The organism is Hymenobacter gummosus, from assembly GCF_003970915.1.
GTDB classification, from domain to species: domain Bacteria; phylum Bacteroidota; class Bacteroidia; order Cytophagales; family Hymenobacteraceae; genus Solirubrum; species Solirubrum gummosum.
The window spans coordinates 15,945-40,072 of record NZ_RXOF01000021.1 but is presented as its reverse complement, the minus strand read 5'-3'; the positions used below and the strand labels follow the sequence as shown (position 1 = coordinate 40,072).

21 protein-coding genes are annotated in these 24,128 nt (G+C 66.9%); 9 read left to right on the top strand and 12 right to left on the bottom strand.

Translation table 11 applies throughout. The features are described from left to right. Position 1 precedes the first annotated feature (1 nt). Both EJV47_RS25635 and EJV47_RS25630 read left to right on the top strand, forming a co-directional pair. Positions 2 to 835: a sensor histidine kinase gene (locus EJV47_RS25635; protein ID WP_126696074.1), complete on the top strand. Its 834-nt coding sequence runs from the start codon at positions 2 to 4 to the stop codon at positions 833 to 835. After that, a complete protein-coding gene (locus EJV47_RS25630; protein ID WP_126696073.1) occupies positions 832 to 1,236 on the top strand; it encodes a response regulator in 405 nt (134 codons plus the stop codon). Before EJV47_RS25635 ends, EJV47_RS25630 begins: the two co-directional genes overlap by 4 nt. Positions 1,237 to 1,321: 85 nt before the next feature. Here EJV47_RS25630 and EJV47_RS25625 read toward each other — a convergent pair whose 3' ends face one another. Then, positions 1,322 to 1,678, bottom strand: a complete 357-nt coding sequence (locus tag EJV47_RS25625; RefSeq protein WP_126696072.1) for an MGMT family protein — start codon at positions 1,676 to 1,678, stop codon at positions 1,322 to 1,324. A gap of 164 nt (positions 1,679 to 1,842) precedes the next feature. On the opposite strand from EJV47_RS25625, the gene EJV47_RS25620 reads away from it, so the two are divergent. Then, positions 1,843 to 3,969: a M13 family metallopeptidase gene (locus EJV47_RS25620; protein ID WP_126696071.1), complete on the top strand. Its 2,127-nt coding sequence runs from the start codon at positions 1,843 to 1,845 to the stop codon at positions 3,967 to 3,969. Between the two features lie 140 nt (positions 3,970 to 4,109). After that, positions 4,110 to 4,556, top strand: a complete 447-nt coding sequence (locus EJV47_RS25615) for a hypothetical protein (RefSeq protein ID WP_126696070.1) — start codon at positions 4,110 to 4,112, stop codon at positions 4,554 to 4,556. A 141-nt stretch (positions 4,557 to 4,697) separates the two neighbouring features. On the opposite strand, the gene EJV47_RS25610 is transcribed toward EJV47_RS25615, so the two are convergent. The 3 genes from EJV47_RS25610 to EJV47_RS25600 form a co-directional block, all read right to left on the bottom strand. Further along, positions 4,698 to 8,057, bottom strand: a complete 3,360-nt coding sequence (locus EJV47_RS25610; protein WP_126696069.1) for a DEAD/DEAH box helicase — start codon at positions 8,055 to 8,057, stop codon at positions 4,698 to 4,700. A gap of 133 nt (positions 8,058 to 8,190) precedes the next feature. Then, positions 8,191 to 8,949 carry a peptidylprolyl isomerase gene (locus tag EJV47_RS25605; RefSeq protein WP_165903935.1) on the bottom strand — a complete coding sequence of 253 codons (759 nt, stop codon included), beginning with the start codon at positions 8,947 to 8,949 and terminating at the stop codon, positions 8,191 to 8,193. 90 nt (positions 8,950 to 9,039) lie between these two features. After that, a complete protein-coding gene (locus EJV47_RS25600) occupies positions 9,040 to 10,251 on the bottom strand; it encodes a zinc dependent phospholipase C family protein (protein WP_126696067.1) in 1,212 nt (403 codons plus the stop codon). A 290-nt stretch (positions 10,252 to 10,541) separates the two neighbouring features. Here EJV47_RS25600 and EJV47_RS25595 point away from each other — a divergent pair, with 290 nt between their 5' ends. Further along, complete coding sequence (locus tag EJV47_RS25595) at positions 10,542 to 11,591, top strand: hypothetical protein (RefSeq protein WP_126696066.1); 1,050 nt, start codon at positions 10,542 to 10,544, stop codon at positions 11,589 to 11,591. Between the two features lie 372 nt (positions 11,592 to 11,963). Here the strand turns inward: EJV47_RS25595 and EJV47_RS25590 are convergent, their stop codons facing one another. Together EJV47_RS25590 and EJV47_RS25585 are read right to left on the bottom strand one after the other, a co-directional pair. Continuing rightward, the gene (locus EJV47_RS25590) at positions 11,964 to 12,635 is read right to left on the bottom strand and encodes a hypothetical protein (RefSeq protein WP_126696065.1); all 672 of its coding nucleotides are present in this window, start codon (positions 12,633 to 12,635) and stop codon (positions 11,964 to 11,966) included. 76 nt (positions 12,636 to 12,711) lie between these two features. Then, positions 12,712 to 13,227 carry a CinA family protein gene (locus tag EJV47_RS25585; protein WP_126696064.1) on the bottom strand — a complete coding sequence of 172 codons (516 nt, stop codon included), beginning with the start codon at positions 13,225 to 13,227 and terminating at the stop codon, positions 12,712 to 12,714. A gap of 332 nt (positions 13,228 to 13,559) precedes the next feature. On the opposite strand from EJV47_RS25585, the gene EJV47_RS25580 reads away from it, so the two are divergent. Both EJV47_RS25580 and EJV47_RS28275 read left to right on the top strand, forming a co-directional pair. Beyond that, positions 13,560 to 17,228 carry an SBBP repeat-containing protein gene (locus EJV47_RS25580; RefSeq protein WP_126696063.1) on the top strand — a complete coding sequence of 1,223 codons (3,669 nt, stop codon included), beginning with the start codon at positions 13,560 to 13,562 and terminating at the stop codon, positions 17,226 to 17,228. Positions 17,229 to 17,723: 495 nt separating this feature from the next. Continuing rightward, the gene (locus tag EJV47_RS28275) at positions 17,724 to 17,861 is read left to right on the top strand and encodes a hypothetical protein (RefSeq protein ID WP_165903934.1); all 138 of its coding nucleotides are present in this window, start codon (positions 17,724 to 17,726) and stop codon (positions 17,859 to 17,861) included. A gap of 118 nt (positions 17,862 to 17,979) precedes the next feature. Here EJV47_RS28275 and EJV47_RS25575 read toward each other — a convergent pair whose 3' ends face one another. Both EJV47_RS25575 and EJV47_RS25570 read right to left on the bottom strand, forming a co-directional pair. Further along, the gene (locus EJV47_RS25575) at positions 17,980 to 18,951 is read right to left on the bottom strand and encodes a hypothetical protein (protein ID WP_126696062.1); all 972 of its coding nucleotides are present in this window, start codon (positions 18,949 to 18,951) and stop codon (positions 17,980 to 17,982) included. Positions 18,952 to 19,004: 53 nt separating this feature from the next. Then, complete coding sequence (locus tag EJV47_RS25570; protein ID WP_126696061.1) at positions 19,005 to 19,325, bottom strand: hypothetical protein; 321 nt, start codon at positions 19,323 to 19,325, stop codon at positions 19,005 to 19,007. Between the two features lie 244 nt (positions 19,326 to 19,569). Here EJV47_RS25570 and EJV47_RS25565 point away from each other — a divergent pair, with 244 nt between their 5' ends. Next, positions 19,570 to 20,133, top strand: coding sequence for a sugar O-acetyltransferase (locus EJV47_RS25565; protein ID WP_126696060.1), 564 nt, complete (start codon positions 19,570 to 19,572; stop codon positions 20,131 to 20,133). 46 nt (positions 20,134 to 20,179) lie between these two features. Here EJV47_RS25565 and EJV47_RS25560 read toward each other — a convergent pair whose 3' ends face one another. Further along, entirely contained in the window at positions 20,180 to 20,950 is a 771-nt protein-coding gene (locus EJV47_RS25560; protein WP_126696059.1) for a hypothetical protein, read from the bottom strand. A 91-nt stretch (positions 20,951 to 21,041) separates the two neighbouring features. Continuing rightward, entirely contained in the window at positions 21,042 to 22,337 is a 1,296-nt protein-coding gene (locus EJV47_RS25555; RefSeq protein ID WP_126696058.1) for a metal-dependent hydrolase family protein, read from the bottom strand. Positions 22,338 to 22,745: 408 nt separating this feature from the next. On the opposite strand from EJV47_RS25555, the gene EJV47_RS25550 reads away from it, so the two are divergent. Continuing rightward, the gene (locus EJV47_RS25550) at positions 22,746 to 23,006 is read left to right on the top strand and encodes an acyl-CoA-binding protein (protein ID WP_126696057.1); all 261 of its coding nucleotides are present in this window, start codon (positions 22,746 to 22,748) and stop codon (positions 23,004 to 23,006) included. A gap of 229 nt (positions 23,007 to 23,235) precedes the next feature. Here EJV47_RS25550 and EJV47_RS25545 read toward each other — a convergent pair whose 3' ends face one another. Together EJV47_RS25545 and EJV47_RS25540 are read right to left on the bottom strand one after the other, a co-directional pair. Beyond that, positions 23,236 to 23,460: a CDGSH iron-sulfur domain-containing protein gene (locus tag EJV47_RS25545; RefSeq protein WP_126696056.1), complete on the bottom strand. Its 225-nt coding sequence runs from the start codon at positions 23,458 to 23,460 to the stop codon at positions 23,236 to 23,238. Positions 23,461 to 23,563: 103 nt separating this feature from the next. Beyond that, positions 23,564 to 24,085, bottom strand: a complete 522-nt coding sequence (locus EJV47_RS25540; RefSeq protein ID WP_126696055.1) for a GNAT family N-acetyltransferase — start codon at positions 24,083 to 24,085, stop codon at positions 23,564 to 23,566. Between the last annotated feature and the right edge of the window lie 43 nt (positions 24,086 to 24,128).

The window sequence follows — 24,128 nt, the reverse complement described above, 5'->3', positions numbered from 1 at the left end:
CATGAACTCCCTACTTATGTCCCTGTTGCTCGTCACGCCGGTCTTGCTGATCCTGGCGCTGGGCATCGTGGGCTTTGTGCTGCGCTACCAGCGCCGCCTGCTGCAGCAGCAGGAGGAACTGCGCCGGGAGCGGGAATACGCCCAGGCGCAGGCCCTGGAGGCGGCCTTGCTGGCCCAGGAGGAGGAGCGCCGCCGCATTGCCGGCGACCTGCACGACGCGGTAGGCACCATGCTGTCCATCGTGAAGCTGCACCTGAGCGGGCTGCCCGAATCGGCCACTACGGTGGAAATGACGGCCATGCTCGACCAGGCCATATCCGAAGTGCGCCGCATCTCGCGCAACCTGCTGCCGGCCGTGCTGCAGAAGTTCGGCCTGTCCTTCGCCATCGAGGCCCTGGGCCGCTCGGTGCCCGAGGGCGGCCCCCGCGTGCTGATTCAGCAGGTCGGGGAGCCGCGCCGCCTGCCCCCGCACCACGAGCTGGCCGTGTACCGCGTGGTGCAGGAGCTGATCGGCAACGGCCTCAAGCACGCCCAGGCCCGGCAAATCAGCGTGCGGGTGGAGTTTGGGGACCACCGCCTCGCCATCGAGTACGCCGACGACGGGGTGGGCTACAACCAGGCTGCCATCGACGCGCTGGCCACGCCCGATACCCGCACCGGGCTGGGCCTGACCAACCTGCGCAGCCGCGTGGCCGTGCTGCGCGGCATGCTGCGCCACGAGTCGGCCCCCGGGGCCGGCACCCAGGTTTGGATTTCCTTCCCCGCTGCCTATCTTCCTGCTAATCAACCCACCGGAGCCGCCGCCGCTCCGCTTTCCGTGTCGCTTTCCTCATGAGTGGACTTCCGCCGATCCGGCTAGCCATAGCCGACGACCACATCCTGTTCCGCAAGGGCCTGCGCGCCCTGCTGACGGGCTTCGACGAAATAGAGGTGCTGTTTGAGGCCGGCGACGGGCAGGACCTGCTCGAACGCCTCGACACCGTAACCGTGCGCCCCGACGTGATTTTGATGGACTTGCAGATGCCCGTGCTCGACGGCCTGCAGACCACCCGCCTGCTGCGCGTGCAGTACCCGCAGGTGCGCGTCATCATCATTTCCATGCACGACGAGCCCGAGCTGATTGACAGCCTCAAGGCCGAGGGCGCCTTTGGGTACCTGCTCAAAAACGCTAGCCCCGAGGAAATGCGCCGCCTGATTTACGCGGCCGTGGGGCGCAAGGTGGTGGCTGCGGTGTAAACGGTCTGCGGCTGGGTGTAGCCATACAAGCCCGTCTCATTTGGCCTAGGAGCCGAATGAGACGGGCTTGTGCGTTGGATGGCGGCTAGGGCTGCAGCTCCACGGCCGGGTCCCAGAAGCGCTGCGCGAAGTCCTGTACCTGGTCCTCGACCACGCGCACGCCTTCGGCTTCCAACGCGTCCTGCATGGCCGTGGGCGAGCCGAAAAACTGCTTGCCGGTGAGTAGGCCCAGGCGGTTGATGACGCGGTGGCAGGGCACGTACTCGGGGCCGCTGAGGGCGTGGGCGGCCTGCATGGCCCAGCCCACGGTGCGGGCGCCTTGCCGGCTGCCCAGGTAGTGGGCAATAGCGCCGTAGGTGCTTACGCGGCCCGGTGGGATGAGCCGCACGACCTCGTACACGTCCTGGAAGAAGTTGCGGGTCTGCTCGGTAGGCTGTTTCATCGGGGGCGAAGATAGGGGCTGCAGAGGGCCTACGCAGGCCTGCGGGGAACGTTGGCGGGCGGCTCGGCGGTTAGGGTGGGCGGGCATTGCGCCGGGCAAAATGCTATTCTGTGCCTACCTTACCGGCCCAATTCCCACCATCACCGCTTTCCCATACCCGCTTAATGAAAAACCGCAACTACGTAACGCTGGCCGCCACTGCCTGGGGCGCCTTGGCGTTGTGGGGCTGTGCTTCCAGCTCCAAAACCCCCACCGCCAGCACCACGCCCGCCCCGGCCGCTACCGCCGCCCCGGCCCCCGCGCCGGCCGCTGAAACCTTCCCGCAGGGCCACGGCCTGAACGTGGCCAACATCGACAAGTCGGCCTCGCCCTGCCAGGACTTCAACCAGTACGCCTCGGGCAACTGGTACAAGAACAACCCCATTCCGGCCGCCGAAACGCGCTGGGGCTCCTTCAACGAGCTGGCCGACAAGAACAACGCCGTGATGCGGCAGATTCTGCAGGAGGCCGCCGCCAACAAGAACGCCGCCAAGGGCACCAACGCCCAGAAAGTCGGGGACTACTACTACACGGCTATGGATACCATGGCCATCGAGAAGGCCGGCCTGACGCCGCTGAAGCCGGAGTTGGACCGCATCAGCGCCATCAAGAACCTCGACGGGCTGCAGATGAGCATTGCGCGCAGCATGCAGCTGCAGACGGGCGCGTTCTTCGGCACCTACGTGGGCCAGGACGACAAAATCAGCTCCCAGTACGCCGTCAACTTCTACCAGGGCGGCCTCTCGCTGCCCGACCGCGACTACTACCTGAAGGACGACGCCCGCTCGAAGAACATCCGCGCGGCGTTCCAGACCTACCTGATCAACACCTTCAAGCTGGCCGGCGACAACGAGGCGACGGCCAAGAAGAACGCGGCCACCATCATGCGCCTGGAAACGCGGCTGGCCAAGGCCTCGAAGACCCGCGTGGAGCTGCGCAACCCGGAGGCCAACTACAACAAGATGACGGTGGCCGCGCTGCAGAAGAAGTACCCGAACCTGAACCCCAAGCACATCCTCGACCACATCGATCTGAAATCGGCCAAGGAGGTGATTGTGGGCCAGCCCCTGTTCTTCCAGGAGCTGAACACCATGCTCAAGCAGGAGCCCCTGGCCGACCTGAAAACCTACCTGCGCTGGCACCTGGTTACGTCGATGACTTCGGCGCTGCCGCAGTCGTTCAACGACGAGTCGTTTAAGCTCACGCAGGTGCTGACCGGCGCCAAGAAGCAGCAGCCCCGCTGGAAGCGCATGAACCGCGCCACCGACGGCGCCCTGGGCGAAGCCTTCGGCCAGCTGTACGTGGACAAAGCCTTCACGCCCGAAACCAAGGCCAAGGCCATGACCATGGTGCAGAACATCAAGGAGGCCATGGGTGAGCATATCCAGCAGAGCGACTGGATGAGCGAGGCCACCAAGAAGGAGGCCATGCGCAAGCTGAACGCTTTCACGGTGAAAATCGGCTACCCGGACCAGTGGAAGGACTACTCCGCGCTGACCATCTCGCGCGACTCCTACCTGCAGAACGTCATTGCCACCCGCCTGTGGTCGTACAAGGACAACACCAGCAAGCTGGGTAAGCCCATCGACCGGAAGGAGTGGGGCATGACGCCGCCCACGGTGAATGCCTACTACAACCCGTCGATGAACGAAATCGTCTTCCCGGCCGGCATCATGCAGCCCCCGTTCTTCGACCCGAAGGCCGACGACGCGGTAAACTACGGCGGTATGGGCGCCGTTATCGGCCACGAAATCACCCACGGCTTCGACGACCAGGGCCGGCAGTACGACGCCGACGGCAACCTGAAAGACTGGTGGACCAAGGAGGACGCGGAGAAGTTTGAGGCCCGCGCCGCCGTGGTGGGCAAGCAGTACGACGCCTTCTCGCCCGTCGACTCGGTGTTTGTGAACGGCAGCCTCACCATGGGCGAAAACCTGGCCGACCTCGGCGGCCTGGCCATTTCCTACACCGCCCTGCACAAGGAGCTGAAGCGCCAGTACCCCGACGGCAACTACCCCAAGTACGACGGCCTGACGCCCGACCAGCGCTTCTTCCTGTCGTGGGCCCAGGTGTGGCGCACCAACGCCCGCCCCGAGTTCCTGCGCCAGCAGGTGCTGACGGACCCGCACAGCCCGGCCCAGTTCCGCACGAACGGCCCGCTGATGAACATGCCGCAGTTCTACGAAGCCTTCGGCTGCAAGGAGGACGCGAAAATGGTCCGCGCCCAGGCCCAACGCGCCAAGGTGTGGTAAGGTTGAATGGCTAAATGGCCGAATGGTCAAATGGCTAAAAAGGCGGCCCGCACTGTGCGGGCCGCCTTTTTCAATTCGGCGGACCGAAAAATCCGTACGGGTGGTGCCGGGCTGGTAGTTCGGCGCCTTTATTTTGCCCCATGCCTAAGTTTTTTGCCGCCGCGGCCCTGCTGCTGACGGGCCTGAGCGCCTGTCAGTCGGAAAGCAAGCCCGAGCAATCCGCGCCCACCCCGCCCACCCAGACCGACAACACCACCCTGGCCGTGCCCGCCCCGCCCGCCGACCGCACCGCCGAGTACCTGGCCGCACCGCAGGTGGGCGACGTACTGGTGGTGCGCTTCGTGCCCGAAAACGGCCCGGCCGAGCAGTTCTACTTCTACCAGGTCTACCGGCTCGGCGGCGACACCGTGTACACCCACCCCGCCCGGCAGCCCGCCGCCACGGCCGATGCCGACGCCAGCCGCCCCGACGTATTCGCCCCCGAGGCCATTCGGACGTACACCAAAAAGGAGCTACAGGAGTACCGGCAGGAGTCGCCCTCCGACCCGCAGCACTCCCGTCTGGTGCGGGTACGGCGCGGGGAGTAGGCTGAGTGTGTCAGCGCCGCGTGAGTCGTAGCGCGAAGCTCTGCTTCGCGTATCCAGCACGGTTGGCGTTGAACAAAATCAATGTGTGCTGTTCAACGATTGTCGTTCCGGATACGCGAAGCAGAGCTTCGCGCTACGACGCTAGCTGAGCAAATCCAGCAACTCCTCCCGGCTCAGCGTCTTCACGAAGGCCGCGTCGGTTTTGACGAGCTGCCGGGCCAGCTCCCGCTTGCTTTCCTGCAGCTGCAGCATCCGCTCCTCCAGGGTATCGGGGCAGATGAGGCGCACGGCTACCACGTGGCGCTGCTGGCCCAGGCGGTGGCTGCGGTCAATGGCCTGGTTTTCCACGGCGGGGTTCCACCACGGGTCCACCAGGTACACGTAGTCGGCGGCCGTGAGGTTCAAGCCCACGCCGCCGGCTTTCAGGCTGACCAGGAACACGCGCACCCGCTCGTCTTGCTGAAAGCGCTGCACGGCGGCTTCCCGGTCGCGGGTCTGGCCGGTGAGGTAGGCGTAGGGCACCTGGGCGGCGTCGAGGCGGGCGCGGATAAGCTCGAGCATGCCCACGAACTGCGAGAAAACCAGGATTTTGTGCTCGGGGGCGTGGTTGCTGATTTCCTCCAGCAGCGCATCGAGCTTGGCCGAGGGCGCGTTGTAGTCGGCCTCGTCGGGCAGCAGGGCCGGGGCGTCGCAGATCTGGCGCAGCTTGGTGAGGCCCTGCAGCACGTGCATGTGGTTTTTCAGCAGCAGGTCCTCGTGCTGGCCCAGCAGCTTGGCCCGGAAGTCCTGCTTGTAGGCCTCGTAAAGCCGGCGCTGCTCTGGGCCCATGGCGCAGTAAAGCACCATTTCCGTCTTTTCGGGTAGCTCGGCGGCCACCTGGGCCTTGGTACGCCGCAGCAGGAAGGGCCGGATGCGGCGGTGCAGGGCCCGGGCCTTTTTCTGGTCCCCGAATTGGTCGATGGGCACGGCGAACTGCTCGCGGAAATGCTGGCGCGTGCCCAGCAAACCCGGGCAGGCAAACGAGAGCAGGGCGTACAAGTCGTGGGTGTTGTTTTCGATGGGTGTGCCGCTCAGGGCCAGCCGGTTGCGGGCCTGCAGCAGCCGCGCCGCCCGGTAGCGCTGCGAGTCGGGGTTTTTGATGTTCTGCGCCTCGTCGAGCACCACGTAGTTGAAGCGGTAGTGGCGCAGCCAGCTGATGTCGCCCAGCAAGGTGCCGTAGGTGGTCAGCACCACATCGGCCTCCTCGAAGGCCGCGGGGCCGGGGCGCTGGCTGCCGTGCAGGGTGAGCAGGCGCAGACCGGGGGCAAAGCGGGCGGCTTCGGCCTGCCAGTTGAACACCAGGGAAGTCGGCACCACGACCAGGCTGGCGCCGCGCTGCTGCTCCTGTTGGCCGAGCAGCAAAGCCAGCACCTGCAGGGTTTTGCCCAGGCCCATGTCGTCGGCCAGGCAGCCGCCGAAGTTGAACGCGTCGAGAAAGTGCAGCCAGCCCAGGCCCTGCAGCTGGTAGGGGCGCAGGGTGGCGCGCAGTCCGGCCGGTGGGGCTACTTTCTTGATGCCCGCGAAGCTGGCCGCCGCCCGGCGCAGGCGCGTTAGCTCGGCCTGGGCGGCGGGCGTGAAGGCCTCGGGCTCGTGCAGCTCGGCCAGGGCCGCGAAACCGACGCGGGGCGTGCGTACCCGCTCGGCCACGATTTCGCCGGCGGCCAGGTAGGTGCTCAGCTTTTCCAGCCACTGCTCGGGCAGGATGCCGCGGGTGCCGTCGTCGAGCTGCACGTAGCGGCTGCGCTGGCGCAGGGCTTTGTTCAGGGCCCGCAACGAGGCCTGCTGCGGCCCGAAGCGCACGGCCACTTCCGTTTCAAACCAGTCGGTGGTGCGGTGTACGCGCACCTGCACCTGGGCGCGGTAGGGGTTGAGCGAGTTGCCGCGCAGCTCGTTGAAGCCCAGGATGCGCACGCCCAGCGCGTGCCAGTCGGCAAAGGCGGGCAGAAACCACTCCTCGCGCAGCAGCTCGGCTTTGGGCAGATACAGCGCGTCGATGCTGAGCTGCTCCTCGAAGCCGGGGTAGTGGCGCAGCAGGGCGGCGGTGAAGCGGGCTTCCAACGCCGCGTCGCGCGCCACGGCAAAGGGGCGGCCCCGTTCGTCGGTGGCCAGCAGCTGCCGGCGCGAGAAGAGTGGCACTTCCTGCGGGCCGTAGCGCACGGCGGGCAGCAGCTCCACGTGCAGGCCCGCGTCGGAGAGGTAGAGCAGCAGCTCGGGCGGGGCGTCGAAGCCGGCGCTGCGGCGCAGGGCGGGCGGGGCCGGGCGGCGGTGGTCGTAGCTGATGTGCAGCCGGTGCTCCAGCGGGCCCAGCACCTCGCGCTCAAACTCCGGGAACTTGCTCCGGTGAATCAGCAGGGTGTTGTTGCGCTGGCGGAAGAAGTCGATGACCCGCCACACGTGCAGGTCGTCCACTAAATACAGCGCCCCTTGGTGGGCCACGAAAAACTCGAAGCCCACGGCCAGACCGCGCAAGTCCAGCTCCTCGCCCTGCAGGCGCAGCTGGCCCGTCACGGCGTAGTACTCGCCCTCGGGCGTCACGTGCAGGCGCACCTCCACCGGCACCCGCCGCAGCGGCGTGGCCACCACCGACTGCGCCGTGAGCCGCTCGTTTACGTCGGGGCGGTGGCAATAGGTGGGCAGCCCGTCGGGGTTGAGCAATACGGCCCGCAGCGCCTGCACGGCCTCCTGGCGCCTTGCCTCGTCGTAGTGCAGCTGAAAGCGGGCCACGGCGGAGTAGAACTTCACCCGGGGCGCGTCGTCGAGGCGCCAGACCTCGTCCAGCGCGTCGATTACGGCGAGTGGGTTCTTGGGCTTGCCGGTGCTGGTCAGCGCCGCTTCTGCCAGCGTAAGCGTGAGGTGGCCGTAGTAGCGGTGGCGGCCGAGCACCAGCAGGCGCTGCGCAGCGGGGCCCACGGGCGGCAGGGGCGGGCGCGTGGCCGGCCGCAGCTGGCCCAGCAGCTCCCGGGTAGTGGCGGCCGTGACCGGGAACAGGTCGGGCTGCCGGGGCGTCACCGTCAGGCCCGGGGCGGGGTGCTCGTAGCCGAGGCGGAAGTGCGCGTCGAGGTCGGGGGCCTGCTCCAGGCCGTAGTCGCGGGCTACGCGGCGCAGGTACTGCTCCCGGGCCGGCGCGTCGAAAAACAGGCGCAGCTCCCGGCTTTGCGTCAAACTCAGCAGCACCAGGGCGGCATGCTCGCAGAGGCCCGCCGAAACCGGGGCCCCGCAGGCGCAGCTCACCAGCAAATCCGGCCCGACCTGCTCCACCATCACCAGCGGAAACGATACAGTTTCGGTGCCCGGCCCGGTAAACGTGCCGCGGTTAATCTGCAGCTCTACCGGCCGGATGGCCGCCAGCTGGCGGCTATAGTCACTTACCGGCGCGGCGCTGTGCAGGCGGATGGTAGTGCTGGTGAGCGTGGCTACCGTGGTGGCGGGCAGGCGGTAAGGTTCGGGCGAAGCAACCGGCATACGGGTATAAACAGTGTAGCGCGAAGCTCTGCTTCGCGTATCCAGCACGTTTGTCGTGGAACAATTCGGCGCAACAACAATTGACGTTCAGAATACGCGAAGCGGAGCTTCGCGCTACAACGTACGCGACAGCCTACTTCAGCACTTCCACTTTCATGCTCACGTCCTGCTTGGGCCAGTTGTAGGGGTCCACGGGCACCTGGTTGATTTTCTCCACTACGTCCATGCCCTCGGTCACTTCGCCGAACACGGTGTACTTGCCGTCGAGGGCCGGGGCGCCACCCTCGGTGGCGTACACTTTCAGCTGCTCGGGGGTGAGCTTGCGGCCGGCAATGCTCTGGGCCTGCTGGGCGTTGAGCTTTTGGCCCACGGTGAAGTAAAAGTCGTGGGAGGAGGAGAGCTGGCCGGGGTTTTTCTCGTCGTCGTAGCGGGCCATGCCCAGGGCGCCGCGGCGGTGGAAGTGCCGCTGGCTGATTTCGGGCGGAATGTGGTATTTGCCCAGCCGGATGGTGCGGTGGTCGGAGTTGCCACCCTGCACCACGAAGCCCTTTTCCACCCGATAAAACACCGTCTCGTCGAAGTAGCCCTTGTTGGCCAGCAGCAGAAAGCTGGCCCGGTGCAGGGGCGTGTCCTCGAACAGGCGCACCTTCACGTCGCCCATCGAGGTACGGAACAGCAGCTCCGTCTCGGGGTGCTCCTTACCGTAGGCCGTCAGGATGCGCACCGCGTTGGAGTCGCGCAGGGCCGAGAGGTCGGGGCCGGGCCGGTTCGAGCGGTCCGGCGACTCCGGCGCCTTCTGCTGCACGGGCGGGGGCTGCTGATTGCAGGCAGCCGTGAGCAGCAGGCCGAAGGTGGCCGTAAGCAGGGTGGGGCAGGAGCGGAACAGGGGCATAGGCAGGGCAAAAAAAGTCCCCCGAACCCTGGGCCGGGTTCGGGGGACAAACATACGGCGGCGGCCCGTTTTCGGCCCGGGCGGCCGAGCTTAGTCGCCGAAGGGGTCGTCCTTCTTGGGCTCCTCCTTCTTCACCTTGGTTTTCTCCTTCTGCTTGGGCGCGTCCTCCTTTTTCTCCTTCACTTTCACCTTGGTCGGCTCCGCCTTGTCGTCTTTGGCTTTGCCCTTGGCCTTGTCCTCGGTGGGCTTGGGTGCCGCGGCCGGCGCCGGCGCGGGGGCATCGGCCGGGTCCGCGGCTTCGGCGGGGCTGGGGGCGGCTTCGGGCTTCTGCATGGCCAGCAGCAGGTTCTGGTCGACGAGCTGGTTGTCCTTCCAGGCTTTCAGCTGGGTGTCGAGCTGCTCCTTTTCTTCCTTGCTGAGCTTGCTGGGCATGAGCTTGCCCAGGTCGGGGCTGCCGGCGTCCTTCCAGGCGGTGTACCAGAACGAGGCCACCATCGTGGGGGCCCCTTTCAGGCGGTAGGCCACGTGTCCGCCCACGCGCTTGTTGTAGGCCTCGGCAAAGGCGTCGGAGTAAGAACGGCGGGTCTTGCCGTACTTGTGCGAGTAGGTGTACTTCTTCTCGCTGGTAAACTTCTTGCTGATTTCCGCCTCGATGTCGAAGGTGGCGCCGAGGAAGCCGTACGACTCCTGAATCACCTTCCAGATGGCCGCTTCGGGGTCTTTCACGTACTCGGCCTTCTCCGCGTCGAGCTTGTACTGGGCAATGAACAGCTCCGGCAGCTTCGACTCCCACAGCGAGTGAATGCCCTGCTGCTTGGTCAGCTGCCCGTCGTAGTTTTCGGTGGTGTGCAGCGGCACGAAGGCGTCGGAAACGTAGTGCCCCAGGTCAGCCGACAGCGCCAGAATGGCCGTGGTGTCGCCCTCCTTGAAGGCGTCGGTGAGGCGGTCCTTGGTGTCGAGCACCGTCCACGGCACGGTGCCGTACTTCTTCAGCGTGTCGGCCGTGTACTTGGCCTTGGCCTTGTCGTAGGCCTTGGGCATCAGCCCGAAGGGGTTGTCGCCGAAGTGGTCCATGTCGATGTAGTGCTTCGACTCCTCGGCCGGGTCGTCGTTGCGCCGCTCATCGGGGCCGGTGCTGAGCTTCACCAGCTTGGCCATGTGCCGGAAGTAGAAGGGCTGCATGCCGCTGGGCAGGTCGTACACGGCAATCTGCGTGATGGTGCGGTGACCGAAAAAGCCCCAGCCGGGCGATAAGGCCGGCACCAACAGGGCCAGCGCAAGGGAGAGAAAAGCTTTTTTCATGGGCAGCAAAGCCGGGCGAAAAGGAGAGGTCGGCTAAAGTTCGGGAATTTTCCAACTCCCCTCCTCAGATGAGGAGGGGATGTTGCCGCTAAAGCGGCAACGGGGGTGGTTGACTGCCGTTGCTGACGTTGTTAGATCTGCCCGCATTCCCCGAAAAATACCCCAAGCGGCGCGGCCGCCCGCCAACCGCCCCAGTCATGGCTAAAGCCATGACGTCCCCTCACTGCTTGATGCGCAGAATCATCTGAGGAGGGGAGTTTGCCGTTCTTGTAGCACCTTACCCGCTCCCGATGAACGACAACATCTCCAAAAAGAAGCCCTCCTACCGCATCAGCCCCGGCCTGCGCCAGTACCTGCACCTCTACGACCGCGAAACCCGCCTGCCGGTGATGTACAGCGACCTGCTGCGCCACACCGCGTCTTTCCCGCTGTTCGACCGGCAGGGCGAGGACACGCTCTGGGAAACTGTGCAGTACGAGCCGCACACCCTGCTGGAGCTGAGCCAGGGCCTCACCGAAGTGTACGCCCGCCTCAAAACCGACGGGGATATGTCCTTCACCGAGCACCTCATTGCCGACCGCATCGACTACTGCCGCTTCGGCAACAGCAACCCCTTCCGGGTGCGCATCGTCAACCAGTTCAACGACAACTACGACTACTTCTACGTCAAGCGCGCCGATGCCTCGCGGGTGTACGGCCTGGAGCTGGAGCACCTGCTGAGCCCCAACAGCATCAACTTCCTGGTGGCCGGCGACACGCTCATCGAGGAGCATATTGCCGGCATTCCCGGCGACGATTTTATCAAGACCCGGCTCGACCGGCCCCACCTTAATCAGGTGCGCATTGCCAAGGAGTTCGTCAAATTCAACGAGCGGTGCTTTGCCCGCCTGCTCGGCGACATGCGCTCCTACAACTACGTCATCGACGTGACGCCCGACTTCGAGGACGAGCAGTACCGCGTGCGCGCCATCGACTTCGACCAGCAGAGCTACGAGGGCCACAAGGCGATGTACCTGCCCCAGTACTTCAAGGACAACCGCCCGGTGGTGGAGCTGGTGCGCCGCCTGCTCTCCCCCGAAACCATCCGCCAGTACCAGGTGGAGGAGCGCGCCCTGATGGCCCGCCGCGCCCGCGCCGAGCGCTACCGCCTCAAGGACCTCGTCGACTGCATGCGCCAGGAAGAACTATCCCAGCCCGAGAAGATTGCCCAGCTGAAAAAGGAGCTGAACCTGCACCACCAGACCCAGGAGTTCAGCCGCTGCGACTCCGTCGGCGACGTGGTGCGCCTGAACCTGCGCCTGGTGCTGGGCGGCATCGGGCGCGAGGGCCGGAGGGCGTGATGACTAAGGTTTAGGGCGTGAGGGTATGGGGGTAGGAGGGTAGGAGTTATTGGAACGTCATCCTGAGCCTAAGCGAACCGCAGGTCGACGTAGTCAAGGACCTTCCTCGCACCCCGCACCGCCGCCACAGTCCAAGCTCAGGCGTTTGTTGACAACAGCCAAAAAGAAAAGCGCAGCCCCCTACGCCCGATTGTATGGGCCGTGGTGGCTGCGCTTCGTCGTTCTAACGAATTAGCGTTGGGACATTGGCATCAGCGGCGGTGCGGGGTGCGAGGAAGGTCCTTGGCTTCGCCTTCCTTCGGTTCGCTTAGGCTCAGGATGACGTTCCGATAACTCTTACCCTCCTACCCCCATACCCTCACGCCCTAAACCCTAGTCTCCGAACCCGAACAGCACGCCGAGAGAAAACTCCACGCCGCCGGGGGTGAGCACGTTTACCACGTCGCGCAGCTGCTGGGAGGGCTGGCCGTAGTAGGTGGTGTTGTACACCACCGGGTCGCCGGTGAAGCGCAGACCGTAGCCTACGGTGCCGAGCAGGCCCACCTTGCCGGGCTGCCAGCGCAGGCCCCCGCGCAGGTGCAGCACGCCGCTGGGGTTCATGCTGTAGTTGGCCTGCTCGTTGTTCACGGTTACGTCCACGTTGCTGATGCGGCCGCTGCGCGCCACGCTGGCGCCGAAATAGCCGGACACCTGCTTGTCGGGGCGCACGAAGTAGCGGGCGCCCACGCCAATCTTACCGCCCAGGCCGATGCCCAGGCCGGCGTTGATGTCCACGTTGCGCGACACCATGCGGGCGTAGTGCGCGCCCAGGCCGCCGTAGGGTCCGCCCCAGCCGATTTCCAGGCCGATGGCGTTGGCGGGGTAGTAGCCTTCCATAGGGGGGGGCGCCGGAGCAGCCGGGGCTACGTAGGGCGCCGCGGGGCGGGCCGGAGCGGCGGCGGGGTCGGGGCGGTTGGATAGCTCCGTCTGGGCCAGGGCCTCGGGAGCAGTGAATACGGCCAGGCTCAAGCCGGCCCCGATAGCGAGTAAGTAATGGTGCTTCATACCCACAAATTTGGGTAAAAGCAACGCATCCGCGAAGCCCCGGACCTCGCCCGGCGCAAAAAAATCCGGCGGCGTCCTAGCTGCTGGTTACCGTCCCAATAGGGCTGGCCAGGCGGCGGTCCAGCAGCTCGCCCAGCTTGGCGTAGATGAAGTCGGCGGCCAGGTCGCGCAGCTTGTCGGCGGGGCCCTTCAGCACTTCGCGGTACTCGTGGGCGCGGTTTTCCATCACGATGGTCACGAAGATGGTGCCTACGGGCTTGTCGGGCGTTTCGGAGGCGCCGGGGCCGAACAGGCCGGTAATGGCCACGCACACGTCGGCGGGCAGGTGCTTGTGCAGGCCCTCCACCATTTCGTTGCTGATCTGCTGACTTTCGGCGGAGTACTCCTCCAGGGTTTTCTTCTTCACGCCCAGCAGCCGCTGCTTGGCCTCGGCGTGGTAGGTGACGACGGAGCCGAGCAGCACCTGGCTCACGCCCTGGGCGGGGGCCAGCTGGGCCGCCACCCAGCCGCAGGTGCAGCTTTCGGCCAGGGCCAGGGTGAGCTTGTGCTGCAGGAATTTCTTGACCAGCGCGTCGATGTCGGGGGATTTCATGGAATAGGGGGTAAGGACGGCGCGGCGCTTGCGCTTACGGCGGGAAGTAGGGCCAGGGTTGCGGACACGGGGCTATCTGGTGCCAGGGCGCCAGAGCGGCCAAGGGGCTGGCTGCTGCCGCTCGTTGCGCCTCAGCGGGCCCGTAGCAGATGACCACGAACCAAAGTCGTTTGCTACGGGCCCGCAATGCGGTTTATGAAGAAAATTATACCGGAAAATGGGTATTGTGCTGAACCATGCGCCCCGGATATCTTTGATGGTTTTCCTGATATGGTCGGTAGCAGCGGCTGGTGCTGACAGCTTCTGCACGCCCCATTACCCAAGCCTGCCTTATGCAACAACGCGTACTTTTCCCCGGCTTCCTGTTAGCCTGCCTGTGGCTGGTGCTGGCCTGCCGCACCCCCGCCGGCGCCCAAAGCTGGGACCAGTCGTTACGCCTGGGCAGCGGCGACAACGGCACGGTCGTTTCGCAGTTCGTTAAAACCGACAACGCGGGCAACACATATATTGCCGGGTATTTCGGCGGCCAGGTTTCGTTTGGCAGCACCACCCTGGTCAGCGTCGGCAGCGACGATTTGTTTGTAGCCAAGCTCGACGCCGCCGGCCAGTGGCTCTGGGCACGGCGGGCCGGCGGCAGCGACCAGGCAAGGGCCCGGGCCCTGGTGCTTGATGGCGGGGGCAACGTGTACTTGGCCGGATACTTTGCGGGGACTGCCGCCAACTTCGGCCCGGCCACCCTGGCCAGCGCCGGCGGCAACGATGTCTTCGTCGCCAAGCTTTCCACCGGCGGCAGCTGGCAGTGGGCCCAGCGCGCCGGCGGCAGCACCGCCGACGACGCGGCTGCCCTGGCCGTCGATGCGGCCGGTAGCGCGTATGTCGACGGCACTTTCTCCGGTGGCGCGGCCGATTTCGGTGCCACCTCCCTGGCCAGCGCCGGCAACACCGACGTCTTCGTGGCCCGGCTGAGCAGCAGCGGTGGGTGGAGCTGGGCCGTGCGGGCCGGCGGGGGCGGGGCCGAACAAGCCACCGGCCTCAGCCTCGATGCCGCGGGCAACGCGTACTGGAGCGGCCTGTTTTCGAGTGCCAGCGCGGCTTTTGGGGCTACTACCCTCACCAATCCCAGCAGCTCCGGCAGCTCCAGCGACGTATTCGTGGCCAAGGTCAGCGCAGCTGGCGCCTGGAACTGGGCCCTGCGCGCGGGCAACGGCAACAGTGAGCAGCTGCTAACCCAGGCCGTGGATGGGGCTGGTAACGTCTATATCACCGGCAACTTTTTGGGCACCGCCGCCGCATTTGGCGCCACTTCACTCAACAGCGCGGGCAACTACGACCTGTTCGTGGCCAAGATCAGCGCGGCCGGCAGCTGGAGCTGGGCCCTGCGGGCCGGCGGCAGCAACAGTGAGCAGGTCGGTTCCCTAGCCCTTGACGCCAACGGTAACGTGTACCTGGGTGGGAACTTCACCAGCACCAGCGCGGCCTTTGGCAGCACTACCCTGACCAAGTCCGGCACAGGCTTCGAGCTGTTTTTGGCCCGGGTCAGTGCGGCCGGCAGCTGGAGCTGGGCCCTGCGGGCCAATAGCAGCACGTCCTCTTATAAGCAAGTGGAGGCGTTAGTCACGGACGGAGCCGGCGACGCGTATATGGTGGGCTATTTTTCGGGGAATAACATAGGCTTTGGCACCGTTAGCCTCGCTGGCTCTCCCGACGGGGGCTACAGCAGCTATATGGTCAAAGCTACTGCCGCCGGGGCCTGGGTCTGGGGCCAGCAGATAGCGGATAACGGCACCCATATTCCGGCCATGACCGCGGCCCTGAGCGGCAGTAACCTCGTGCTGACCGGCATTTTCCAAAACACCCGCCCCCAGTTTGGCACCAATACCCTGCTCAGTGGCGAGCGGGACGCCAGCTACGTGGCGGCGCTGAGCACGGCCGCCGGCGCCTGGCAGTGGAGCCTGAGCCCCAGCGGCGGCTCCGGCAGCAAGACGGTGACGCAAACCGCCCTGGATGCCGCGGGCAACCGCTACATGTACGGTACCTTCTTCGGCAACCTGACTCTGGGCAGCACTACGCTTACCAGTACGGGCGGCGCTGACCTCTTCGTGGCCAAGCTCGACGTGGCCGGTAACGTGCTCTGGGCCCGCCACGCCGGCAGCGCCCAATATGACTATGCCACCGCCCTGGCCGTCGATGAGGCCGGCAACGCGTACGTAACCGGGCATTACGGCGCGCGTTCGATTAGCTTCGGCAGCACCACTTTTGTCACCCCTAGCGGCCGGGGACAGGGAATGTTTGTCGCCAAGCTTGACGCGGCCGGCAACTGGGTGTGGGGCCAGGTGGCCTACAGCGAGGAAGTCATCCAGACTGTCGGGTTGGCTGTTGATGCCGCGGGCAATTGCTACGTTACCGGCGACGTCTTTGCATTCTGGGTGGAGTTCGGCGGCAACCGCATCAATTGCCCCCAGGATGCTTACAACGCCTTTGTCGCCCGGCTCGACGCCAGCGGCAGCTGGAGCTGGGCCTACGTCATGGGCGACTACAACGACGACCGCGGCGGCACCGTGGCCGTGGACGGCAGCGGCAATGCGTACATAAGCGGCACATTCATCGGCGCAGTGTCCTTCGGCGCTACCACCCTCAACAGCACTACGGGCGGAACCTTCGCTGCCAAGCTGGACGCGGCGGGCAACTGGCTCTGGGCGCGCAATGCCAGCCTGGGCAACCCCAAATTAGCCGTCGATGCCGCCGGCAACGCCCTGCTGGCGGGGCGCTTTGCCGGCACGGCCAGCTTCGGCACTACTGCTCTCAGCAGCGCCGGCGGCCTGGACGTAGCCGTGGCCCGGCTCGACGCCAATGGCAACTGGACCTGGGCCAGCCGGGCCGGTGGCCCGGCCGACGAGCACCCCACGGCCCTGCTGCAAGCGGCGGACGGAGCCGCGTACCTGACGGGTACCTTCCTGAGCACCGCCGCCGAATTCGGCAGCACGACGCTTCCCAACGCCGGCACCGGCACCACCGACGGCTTCGTGGCCAAGCTGGATGCCGCCGGCAACTGGCTCTGGGGCCAGCGCGCCGGCGGAAGCGGCTCCGATGCCCTTACCGTAATAAGCCTCGACGGGCAGGGCCGGACTTACGTGGCGGGCAACTTCAGCAGCTCCGCCCTCACGCTCGGTGCCACCTTTGCCGCTGCTCTGACCAACGCCGACGCCAGTGACGGCAGCAGCGACGTAGTGGTGGCCCGCCTGGACGCGGCCACCGGCGGCTGGCAGGGTCGAGTAGGGGGCGGCGGCATCGGTAACGACTATGTCGTGGGCCTGAGCGTGGATGCGGCCGACCGGCTTTCGGTGGCCGTGGTGGCCCGCAGTGCCAATGCTGCCTTTGGCAGCCTGGTGCTCAGTGGCGGCAGCAGCACCTACGCCCAGAGCGTAGTGGGCCGCATCAGCCCGGCTTCGCTGCTCCCGGTGGAGCTGCTGCACTTCGCGGCGGCGGCTGCCGGCCCCGCTGCCGTGCAGCTGAACTGGACTACCGCCCAGGAGCTAAACAACGCCGGCTTCACCGTGGAGCGCAGCCCCGACGGGCGCCGGTTTACCGCCGTGGGCGCCGTGGCCGGGGCCGGCACCAGCACCGCCCGCCGTAGCTACTCCCTGCGCGACGAGCACCTGCCCGCCGGGGCCGTCGTGCTTTACTACCGCCTCGTGCAGCGCGACCTGGACGGCTCCACCACTACCTCAGAGGTGCGTACCGTAGCCCTGCGCCCGGATGGGCCAGGCTTCCGGGTGTATCCCTCCATCCTCCCCGCAGGGCAGACCCTGCACTACGCCGGCGCTCCGGCCCCGGGGGGCGCGCTGGAGTTGGTGTCCCTGCTGGGGCAGCGCGTAGCCCGTTGCCAGCTGCCCGCCGGCGGGCAGGGCCACATCAGCCTGGCCGGACTGCGCCCTGGCTGGTACCTGGCCCGGCTGGCCGGCCAGGGCGGCCCAGGCCAGCGCGTACTGGTTCAGCCCTAAGCGGGCGGCTACTGCCAGTTGGTTTTTAGTTATCCGCCGTGGCAGCTGCTGCCACGGCGGAGCTGTTTTGGGGTGGGGCGTACGGCTCCGGGTCCGGTGCCGCCGCGCCCGGAAAAGCAAAAAAGCCCCGCCGAGGTACGGCGGAGCTTTTCGTGGGGGCAAGCGCGGCGGGCGGGCCCTCTAAACCTAGGGCTGCACGGCTATCTGCTGCTGGTAGACGGCCTTGGCCGTGGTCACGCGCAGGTGGTAGAGGCCGGCGGCGAACTGGGCCAGCGGCGGCCGGGCCCTGCAAATCCAGCAGCTCGGCGCTGCGGCCGGCGGCCCTGGCGGGCAGGGGCAGGGTAAGCTGGGTGCGGGCCGGATTGGGGTAGGGCTGCAGGGGCTGGCGCACGGTAGCCGCGCGCAGGGCCGTTACGGGGTGCCAGGGCAATGCGCTGCTGGCCGGCCACGTAGCGGAAGCCGCCGTACACCAGCAGGCGGTTGTCGGTGGGCTGAATGGCCACGCCGCTCAGCACGTCGTACGACCCGGCCCAGGGCATCCGCTACCTGAACCTGACCAACCAGAGCCCACGCGAAGGCCGCTACCGCCTTACCGTGCGCGTGGGGGCGGCCCTGGCCAGCCGCCGGCGCTGAGGGGCGCCGCCTCGCCCGTGGGGCGACGGCGGCTCAGCAACACAACACGGCCCCGCCGGGCAAGGTCGCCTGGCGGGGCCGTGTTGCAAGCATAAGTAGGCCGTGCGGGGCTGGCGGCTCAGGGCGCGGTGCGGATAAAAGTCCAGTTAGTGCCGTCGGAAATGACGGTAATGGTCTTGGTAGAGCCCGTGGCGTTCAGCTGGTAGACGTTGTTGTTGGCCGGAGCATTGCTGGCCCCGTCGAAGATGCCCCCCCCGCTGGCACTGACACTGATGTAGGCCGGGGCGTTGCCGGAGTTGTTGCGCAGGTAGTAGAGGCGGCCGGGCACGTCCTGGGCGCGGGGCAGCAGGTAATAGTCGGCGCCGGCGGCGGGGCTCAGGCCCACGTAGCCGGCGTCGCCCAGGAGGGTGCCGGCGGAGTTGCCCGCCAGGCCGGTGGTCACCTTCACGGCCAGGGAGCCGTTGACCTGCAGGGTGCTGCTGGGCGTGCTGGTGCCGATGCCCACGTTGCCGCCGTTTTGCACCGTGAGGCGGGCCGCGTCGTTGCCTTCCACCACGAAGTCGCCGCTGCCGTTCTGGCCGATGTCGATAAAGCCCGTGCCGGCGCCCTGCATGCGCACCTGCGGCCCGTTGCCGTTGAAGCCGTCCCAGGTGCCCAGCAGCACGGTGGCAATGCCGCCAATGGCCCCGAAGTCGTTGGTGCGGAAGGAGCCGTTGGTCATCAGGGAGCGGAAAGTGCCGCTCACGTCCAGCCGGTTGGTGGGCCCGGTGTTGCCGATGCCCACGCTGCCGTCGCCGCCCACGTACAGGTCGGTGGTCCAGGCGCTGGGGGTGCCGGGCAGGGCCGTCACGCCGGCGTCGACGCGCCCAATCTCGAAGTCCTGGCCGCTGGTGCGCCAGATGCCGCCCTCCCGGCTGCCGTACTTGATCAGGCCTACGCGGGCGTTGGGCTGGGAATCGGTCAGGAAACCCGTGCCCTCGCCGCTGGCGAAGACCGAGCCGCCGACTACCAGCTTCTGCGTGGGGCTGGCGCTGCCGATGCCCACGTTGCCGGCGCCCGAGAAAGTGAGGTTATTGCCCGCGGTGGCCACGTCGGTGGCGCCGGCGAGCGTGCCGCCCAGCCCGATGGCCGCGCCGGTCTTGCTCAGCCCGTTGGTGGCCGTAACGGCCGCGCCGGCCGCCGTCGCCAGCTGCTGCCAGCTGGGGCAGCCGCAGTGCCGGCGTTGTAGTAGAAACCGGCGGTGCCGCCGGTCTGGTACACCAGCAGGCCGGGGGCGGGCGCGGCCAGGGCGGTAGCGTCGGCCACGCGGGGCAGCAGCGCGCCCTTGGTGGAGCTGACTATGTCGAGGGCGGCCGAGGCGTCGGGCGCGGTGGTGCCAATGCCGACCGAGCCGGTGGACTGGGCCAGCGTGCCCAGCGGCAGCAGGCCGGCCAGCGCCAGCACGAAAAGTAACGAGTGTTTCATGCAGCTGTGGGATGCAGTAAGGTTGGGTGTGAGGTTGAAGGTAAGAACCAATTTCCGGAGTCGGGCAGCGGCGCCGCTGAAATAACGGCGCAACAAAAAGCCCGCGGCCAGGGTGGCCGGAAGCGGGTGCGGGGCGTTGGGAGGGTGCTGACCCCAGGGCCGGGCGGCCGGGCCCCTAGGCCCCGCATTCGACCCGGCGTGATTGGGCGCCGTACCGGCCGGCCGCGGCCTATCTTCGCCGCCGATGAGCACCCGCACCGAAAAAGACAAGATGCTGGCCGGCGAGCTGTACCAGGCAGGTGACCCGCAGCTGGTAGCCGAACGCCGCCGAGCCAAGCTGCTCTGCCACCGCTACAACCAGAGCCCCGTGGACCTGGACCGCGCCACCCTGGCCGAGCTGCTGGGCTACCCGACCGACGCCCACCTCGAAGCCCCGCTGCGCCTCGACTACGGCTACAACCTGCGCCTGGGCCGCCGCGTGTACGCCAACTACAACCTCACCGTGCTCGACTGCGCCCCCGTCACCATCGGCGACGACGTGTTCATTGCCCCGAACGTGGTGCTGAGCACCGCTGGCCACCCCGTGGAGGTGGGCCCGCGCGTGGCCGGCTGGGAGTTTGCCCGCCCCATCACCATCGAAGCCGGCGTGTGGATCGGGGCCGGCGTCATCGTGCTGCCCGGCGTGACCATCGGCGCGGGCAGCACTATCGGGGCCGGCAGCGTCGTCACCCGCGACATTCCCGCCGGCGTCGTAGCCGTGGGCAACCCCTGCCGGGTGCTGCGCCCGGTGCCGGCGGACCAGGAATAAGCCGCCGCCGACGCCACGGCCGGCCGGCCCGCGCCCTCCGGCAGCCCTACGAGCGGGCCGCCCAGCTGCCGATGCGCAGCGGCAGCCCCAGGCTGAAGCCCAGGGCCGAGCCCCGGGCCCGCAGCTGGTACTGGCTGGTAGCCGCCCCGCCGAAGCGGTAGCGGGTGTCGTAGCGCATGAGGTCGGCCAGCCCCTGCGTGAGGTACACGCTCAGAAATGCCCGCTCGTGGCCCCGCCGGTGGAGGCGGGCGGTCAGGCCCGCGGTCAGCTGCGGGGCCCAGGCCCGCTGGAAACGCTCGGCGATGAGCCCCACCGTATCCTGGTTGCTCACGACGGTGCTCACGCTGCGCCGCTCCCGCAGGTCGCGGGAAATGTGGTTCAAGCCCGCGCCGGCCTGCAGCTCCCAGCCCAGGTGCCAGGCCGGCGGCGCGGCGGCCGGGTCGAGGGCGCGGCCCAGGCGGTAATGGGCCAGCAGGGTCAGCCGGTCCAGGTCGAGGGAGCTGCTTAGCCGGGCCTGGGTGAAGCCAGTGGCACCGGGTGGGGGCGTAATGACGTAGCTGCAGTCCAGCTTGCCCACGGCGTAGTCGAGGGAAGTGCCCCAGCGGCCCGGGCCGCGCAGGCGCAGGGCCAGGCCGGGGCGGGGGCTGAGGCTGCCCGGGCGCACCCGCAGCCCGGGGGCCTGGGGGCCGCGCAGCCAGCCTTCGGCGTAGCCACTCTCGAATTGGGCGCGCAGGTCGAGGTACAAGTGGCACTGCGCCAGGGCGGGGGAAGCCAGCAGCAGAGCGCTGCCGAGCAGGTAAAAAGTAAAGCGGTGCATAAGCAGGTAAGCGGGGATAGGGCGGAAAGGACCGGATAACGCGCCGGCCGGGGCCGCAGTATGCCGGGCCGGCAACACGGGGCCGGCCGCGCTACTCCTGCCGGTACACCGCGCCCTGCTTCATCACGAAACGCACCCGCAGCAGCGCGCCGACGTCCTGCAGCGGGTCCCCGTCGACGGCCACCACGTCGGCCAGCTTGCCGGGTTCCAGGGCGCCGAGGTTGTCGGTCTGGCCCAGCAGCTCGGCCGCGTTGAGGGTAGCGGCGCGCAGGGCTTCGAGCGGGGGCATACCGGCCTCCACCATGTACTGAAACTCCTTAGCGTTGACGCCGTGCCGGTACACCGAGGCGTCGGTGCCGAAGGCAATTTTGACGCCTGCCTTGTAGGCCCGCCCGAAGGTGCCCTGCAGCCGCGGCCCGATGGCCAGGGCCTTGGGCGTGACCAGGGGCGGGTAGTAGTTGGGGTTCTTGGCGGCCGAGTCGGCCACCGATTTGCCGGCAATGATGGTGGGCACGTACCAGGTGCCATACTTCTTCATGAGCTTGAACACTTCGTCGTCCATGAGCGTGCCGTGCTCGATGCTGTTGACGCCGGCGCGCACGGCCCGCTTCATGCCCTCGGCGCCGTGGGCGTGGCAGGCCACGCGCAGCCCCAAATCGTGCGCGGTTTCCACCGCCGCCCGGATTTCCTCCTCCGTCATCTGCGGGGCCGAGCCATCCTTGGCCACCGACAGCACCCCGCCCGTGGCGGCAATCTTGATGAGGTCGGCGCCGCGCTTGTACTGCTCGCGCACGGCCTGCCGGGCCTCGGCGGGCCCGTTGGCGACGCCCTCGGCCGGCCCGGGCACGCCCATCATATCGAGGCGGTAGCCGTTGGTGGGGTCCATGTGCCCGCCGGTGCCGCTGATGGCCTTGCCGGCCGTAAACACCCGCGGCCCCACCACCAGCCCGCGGTTGATGGCGTTGCGCAGGGCCACGTTGACCCCGGAGCCGCCCAGGTCGCGCACGGTGGTGAAGCCGGCGCGCAGGGTGGTGCGGGCGTAGGCCTCGGCCCGGTAGGCCACGTCGGCGGGGTTGAGGGTGAATTCCTCCAGGAAGCCGTTGGGGGAGGTTTCGCCCTCCAGGTGCACGTGGCAGTCGATGAGGCCGGGCAGCACGGTGCGGTTTTTCAGGTCAATAACCTTGTCGGCGCCGCTCCCGGCCGCGGCGTAGCCGGCCTGCACGGCCAGCACCCGGCCGTTTTCCACCACCACGGTCTGCTCGGTGAGCAGGCGGCCGGCGCGCACGTCGAGCAGGCGGCCGCAGTGCAGGTAGGTTTTCTGGGCGGCGGCCGTGAGCGGGAGCAGGGCGGCCGTCAGCAGGGTGAGCAGGGTAGCGGTGGGGCGCATGGCAGGGGGGAGGGAAGGCGTGGCGGGCGAAAGGGCGGTAAGATAGTTCGTTGCCGGCGCCGCGGCCAAACCGGCGAGGATTCAGGGGCTGGCGCCGGTTTAGCCGCCGCAAGCGGCGTAACCGGTGCCCGGCATAAAGCAGGTTTTCAACCTGCGTCCGGCGCCTGCACAAAACCACCGGGCTGGCACCGCAACGCTACCCGCAGGCTGAAAGCCTGCCTTATTATAGGCACCGGTTACGCCGTCTTCGACGGCTAAACCGGCGCCAGCTTCGCGGGCCGCGGCGCCGTTCGGCGCGAAGCCGAAGAATGCTGCATGCCTACCAAATTCGCCGCAATCCGTACCTTACCTGCCGAAGCCGCCGTACGGCTATGGCTTCACCATCTCCCCACCTCACTATTTCACCGCATGGCCACCCAGGAAGAATTCCAGCAAGCCGCCGACCGCGCCCAGCAGCTCCCCAAGAAGCCCGACAACATGACCCTGCTCAAGCTCTACGCCCTCTACAAGCAAGCCACCGAAGGCGACGTGAGCGGCGACCGGCCCGGTGGCTTCGACTTCAAAGCCATTGCCAAGTACGACGCCTGGTCGGGCCTCAACGGCAAAGGCCAGGAAGAAGCCCGGCAGGAGTACGTGGACCTGGTAAACCAGCTGTTTCAGCAGAGCTAATCACGGATTCGTGCGGATTTGACGGATTGCACGGATTTTGTAGACGATTGAACGGGTGGTGCCACGGCCTAAAGCCGTGGCACCACTGTTTTTAGGCTGCCCGCAACTTCCAGTCCTCCAAACGGAGTGGCGTAAACCTAGTGGTGCCACGACTTTTAAAGTCGTGGCACCACTAGGTTTAATCGTCTACAAAATCCGTGCAATCCGTCAAATCCGCACGAATCCGTGATTAGCTTTTCTTGGGCGGCAGGTCGAAGGCTACGGCGTTGTGCTCGAAGTGGCCTTTGTGGGAGCCGTCGCAGAAGGGTTTGTTGGCCGAGAGGCCGCAGCGGCAGATGCTGACCAGGGTGCGGCCCTGCAGGCCGTACTCGTTGCCCTGGGCATCGACGATGATGAAGTCTTCGCCTTCGACGCGCAAAGAGCCGTTGTTGTTGACGGTGAGTTTCGTGGGCATGGGGAACAAGGGTTAAATGGTCAAATGGTTGAATGGCTGAATGGCTGGATGGTTAAATGGTTGTTCTGACGTTGAACGACCAGCCATTTAGCCATCCAACCGTTTAGCCATTTAATTTCTTCCGCAGTACGTAGTCGTTCATCCAGTAAGGGCCGATGGGAATGTCTTCCTCGCGGTACTGCTGGAAGCCGAGGTGCTGGTAGAAGCCCAGGGCGGGGTTGTGGCGGTTTACGTTCAGCTCCAGCCACTGGCCGCCGGCCATGCGGGCGGCGCCTTCCACGGCCAGTATCAGGCGCTGGCCCAGGCGGCGGCCCTGGTGGGAGGGCAGCACGTAGAGCTTGTGCAGCTTATAGACGCCGGGTTCTTCGGCCCGCTCGCTAAAGGAGGCGTAGCCGGCGGGCTGGCCATCGTAGTGGAGCAGGAGGAAGCGGTGCCCGTCCTGCTGCATCTGCCGCGTCAGGGAGGCGGGGGTGTAGATGACGCGGTACATGTACTCGATCTGCTCCTTGCTGATGATGAAGCGGTACGTGGGCTCCCAGGTAGCTTCGGCCAGCTCAATGATGACGGGAATATCGGCCAGGGTGGCGGGCTGGATGGCAATGGGGGCAGCTTCGGTTGCGGACATGGGCACGGGCAGGATTGTAATTTCGCAAAATAACGAACCTTCC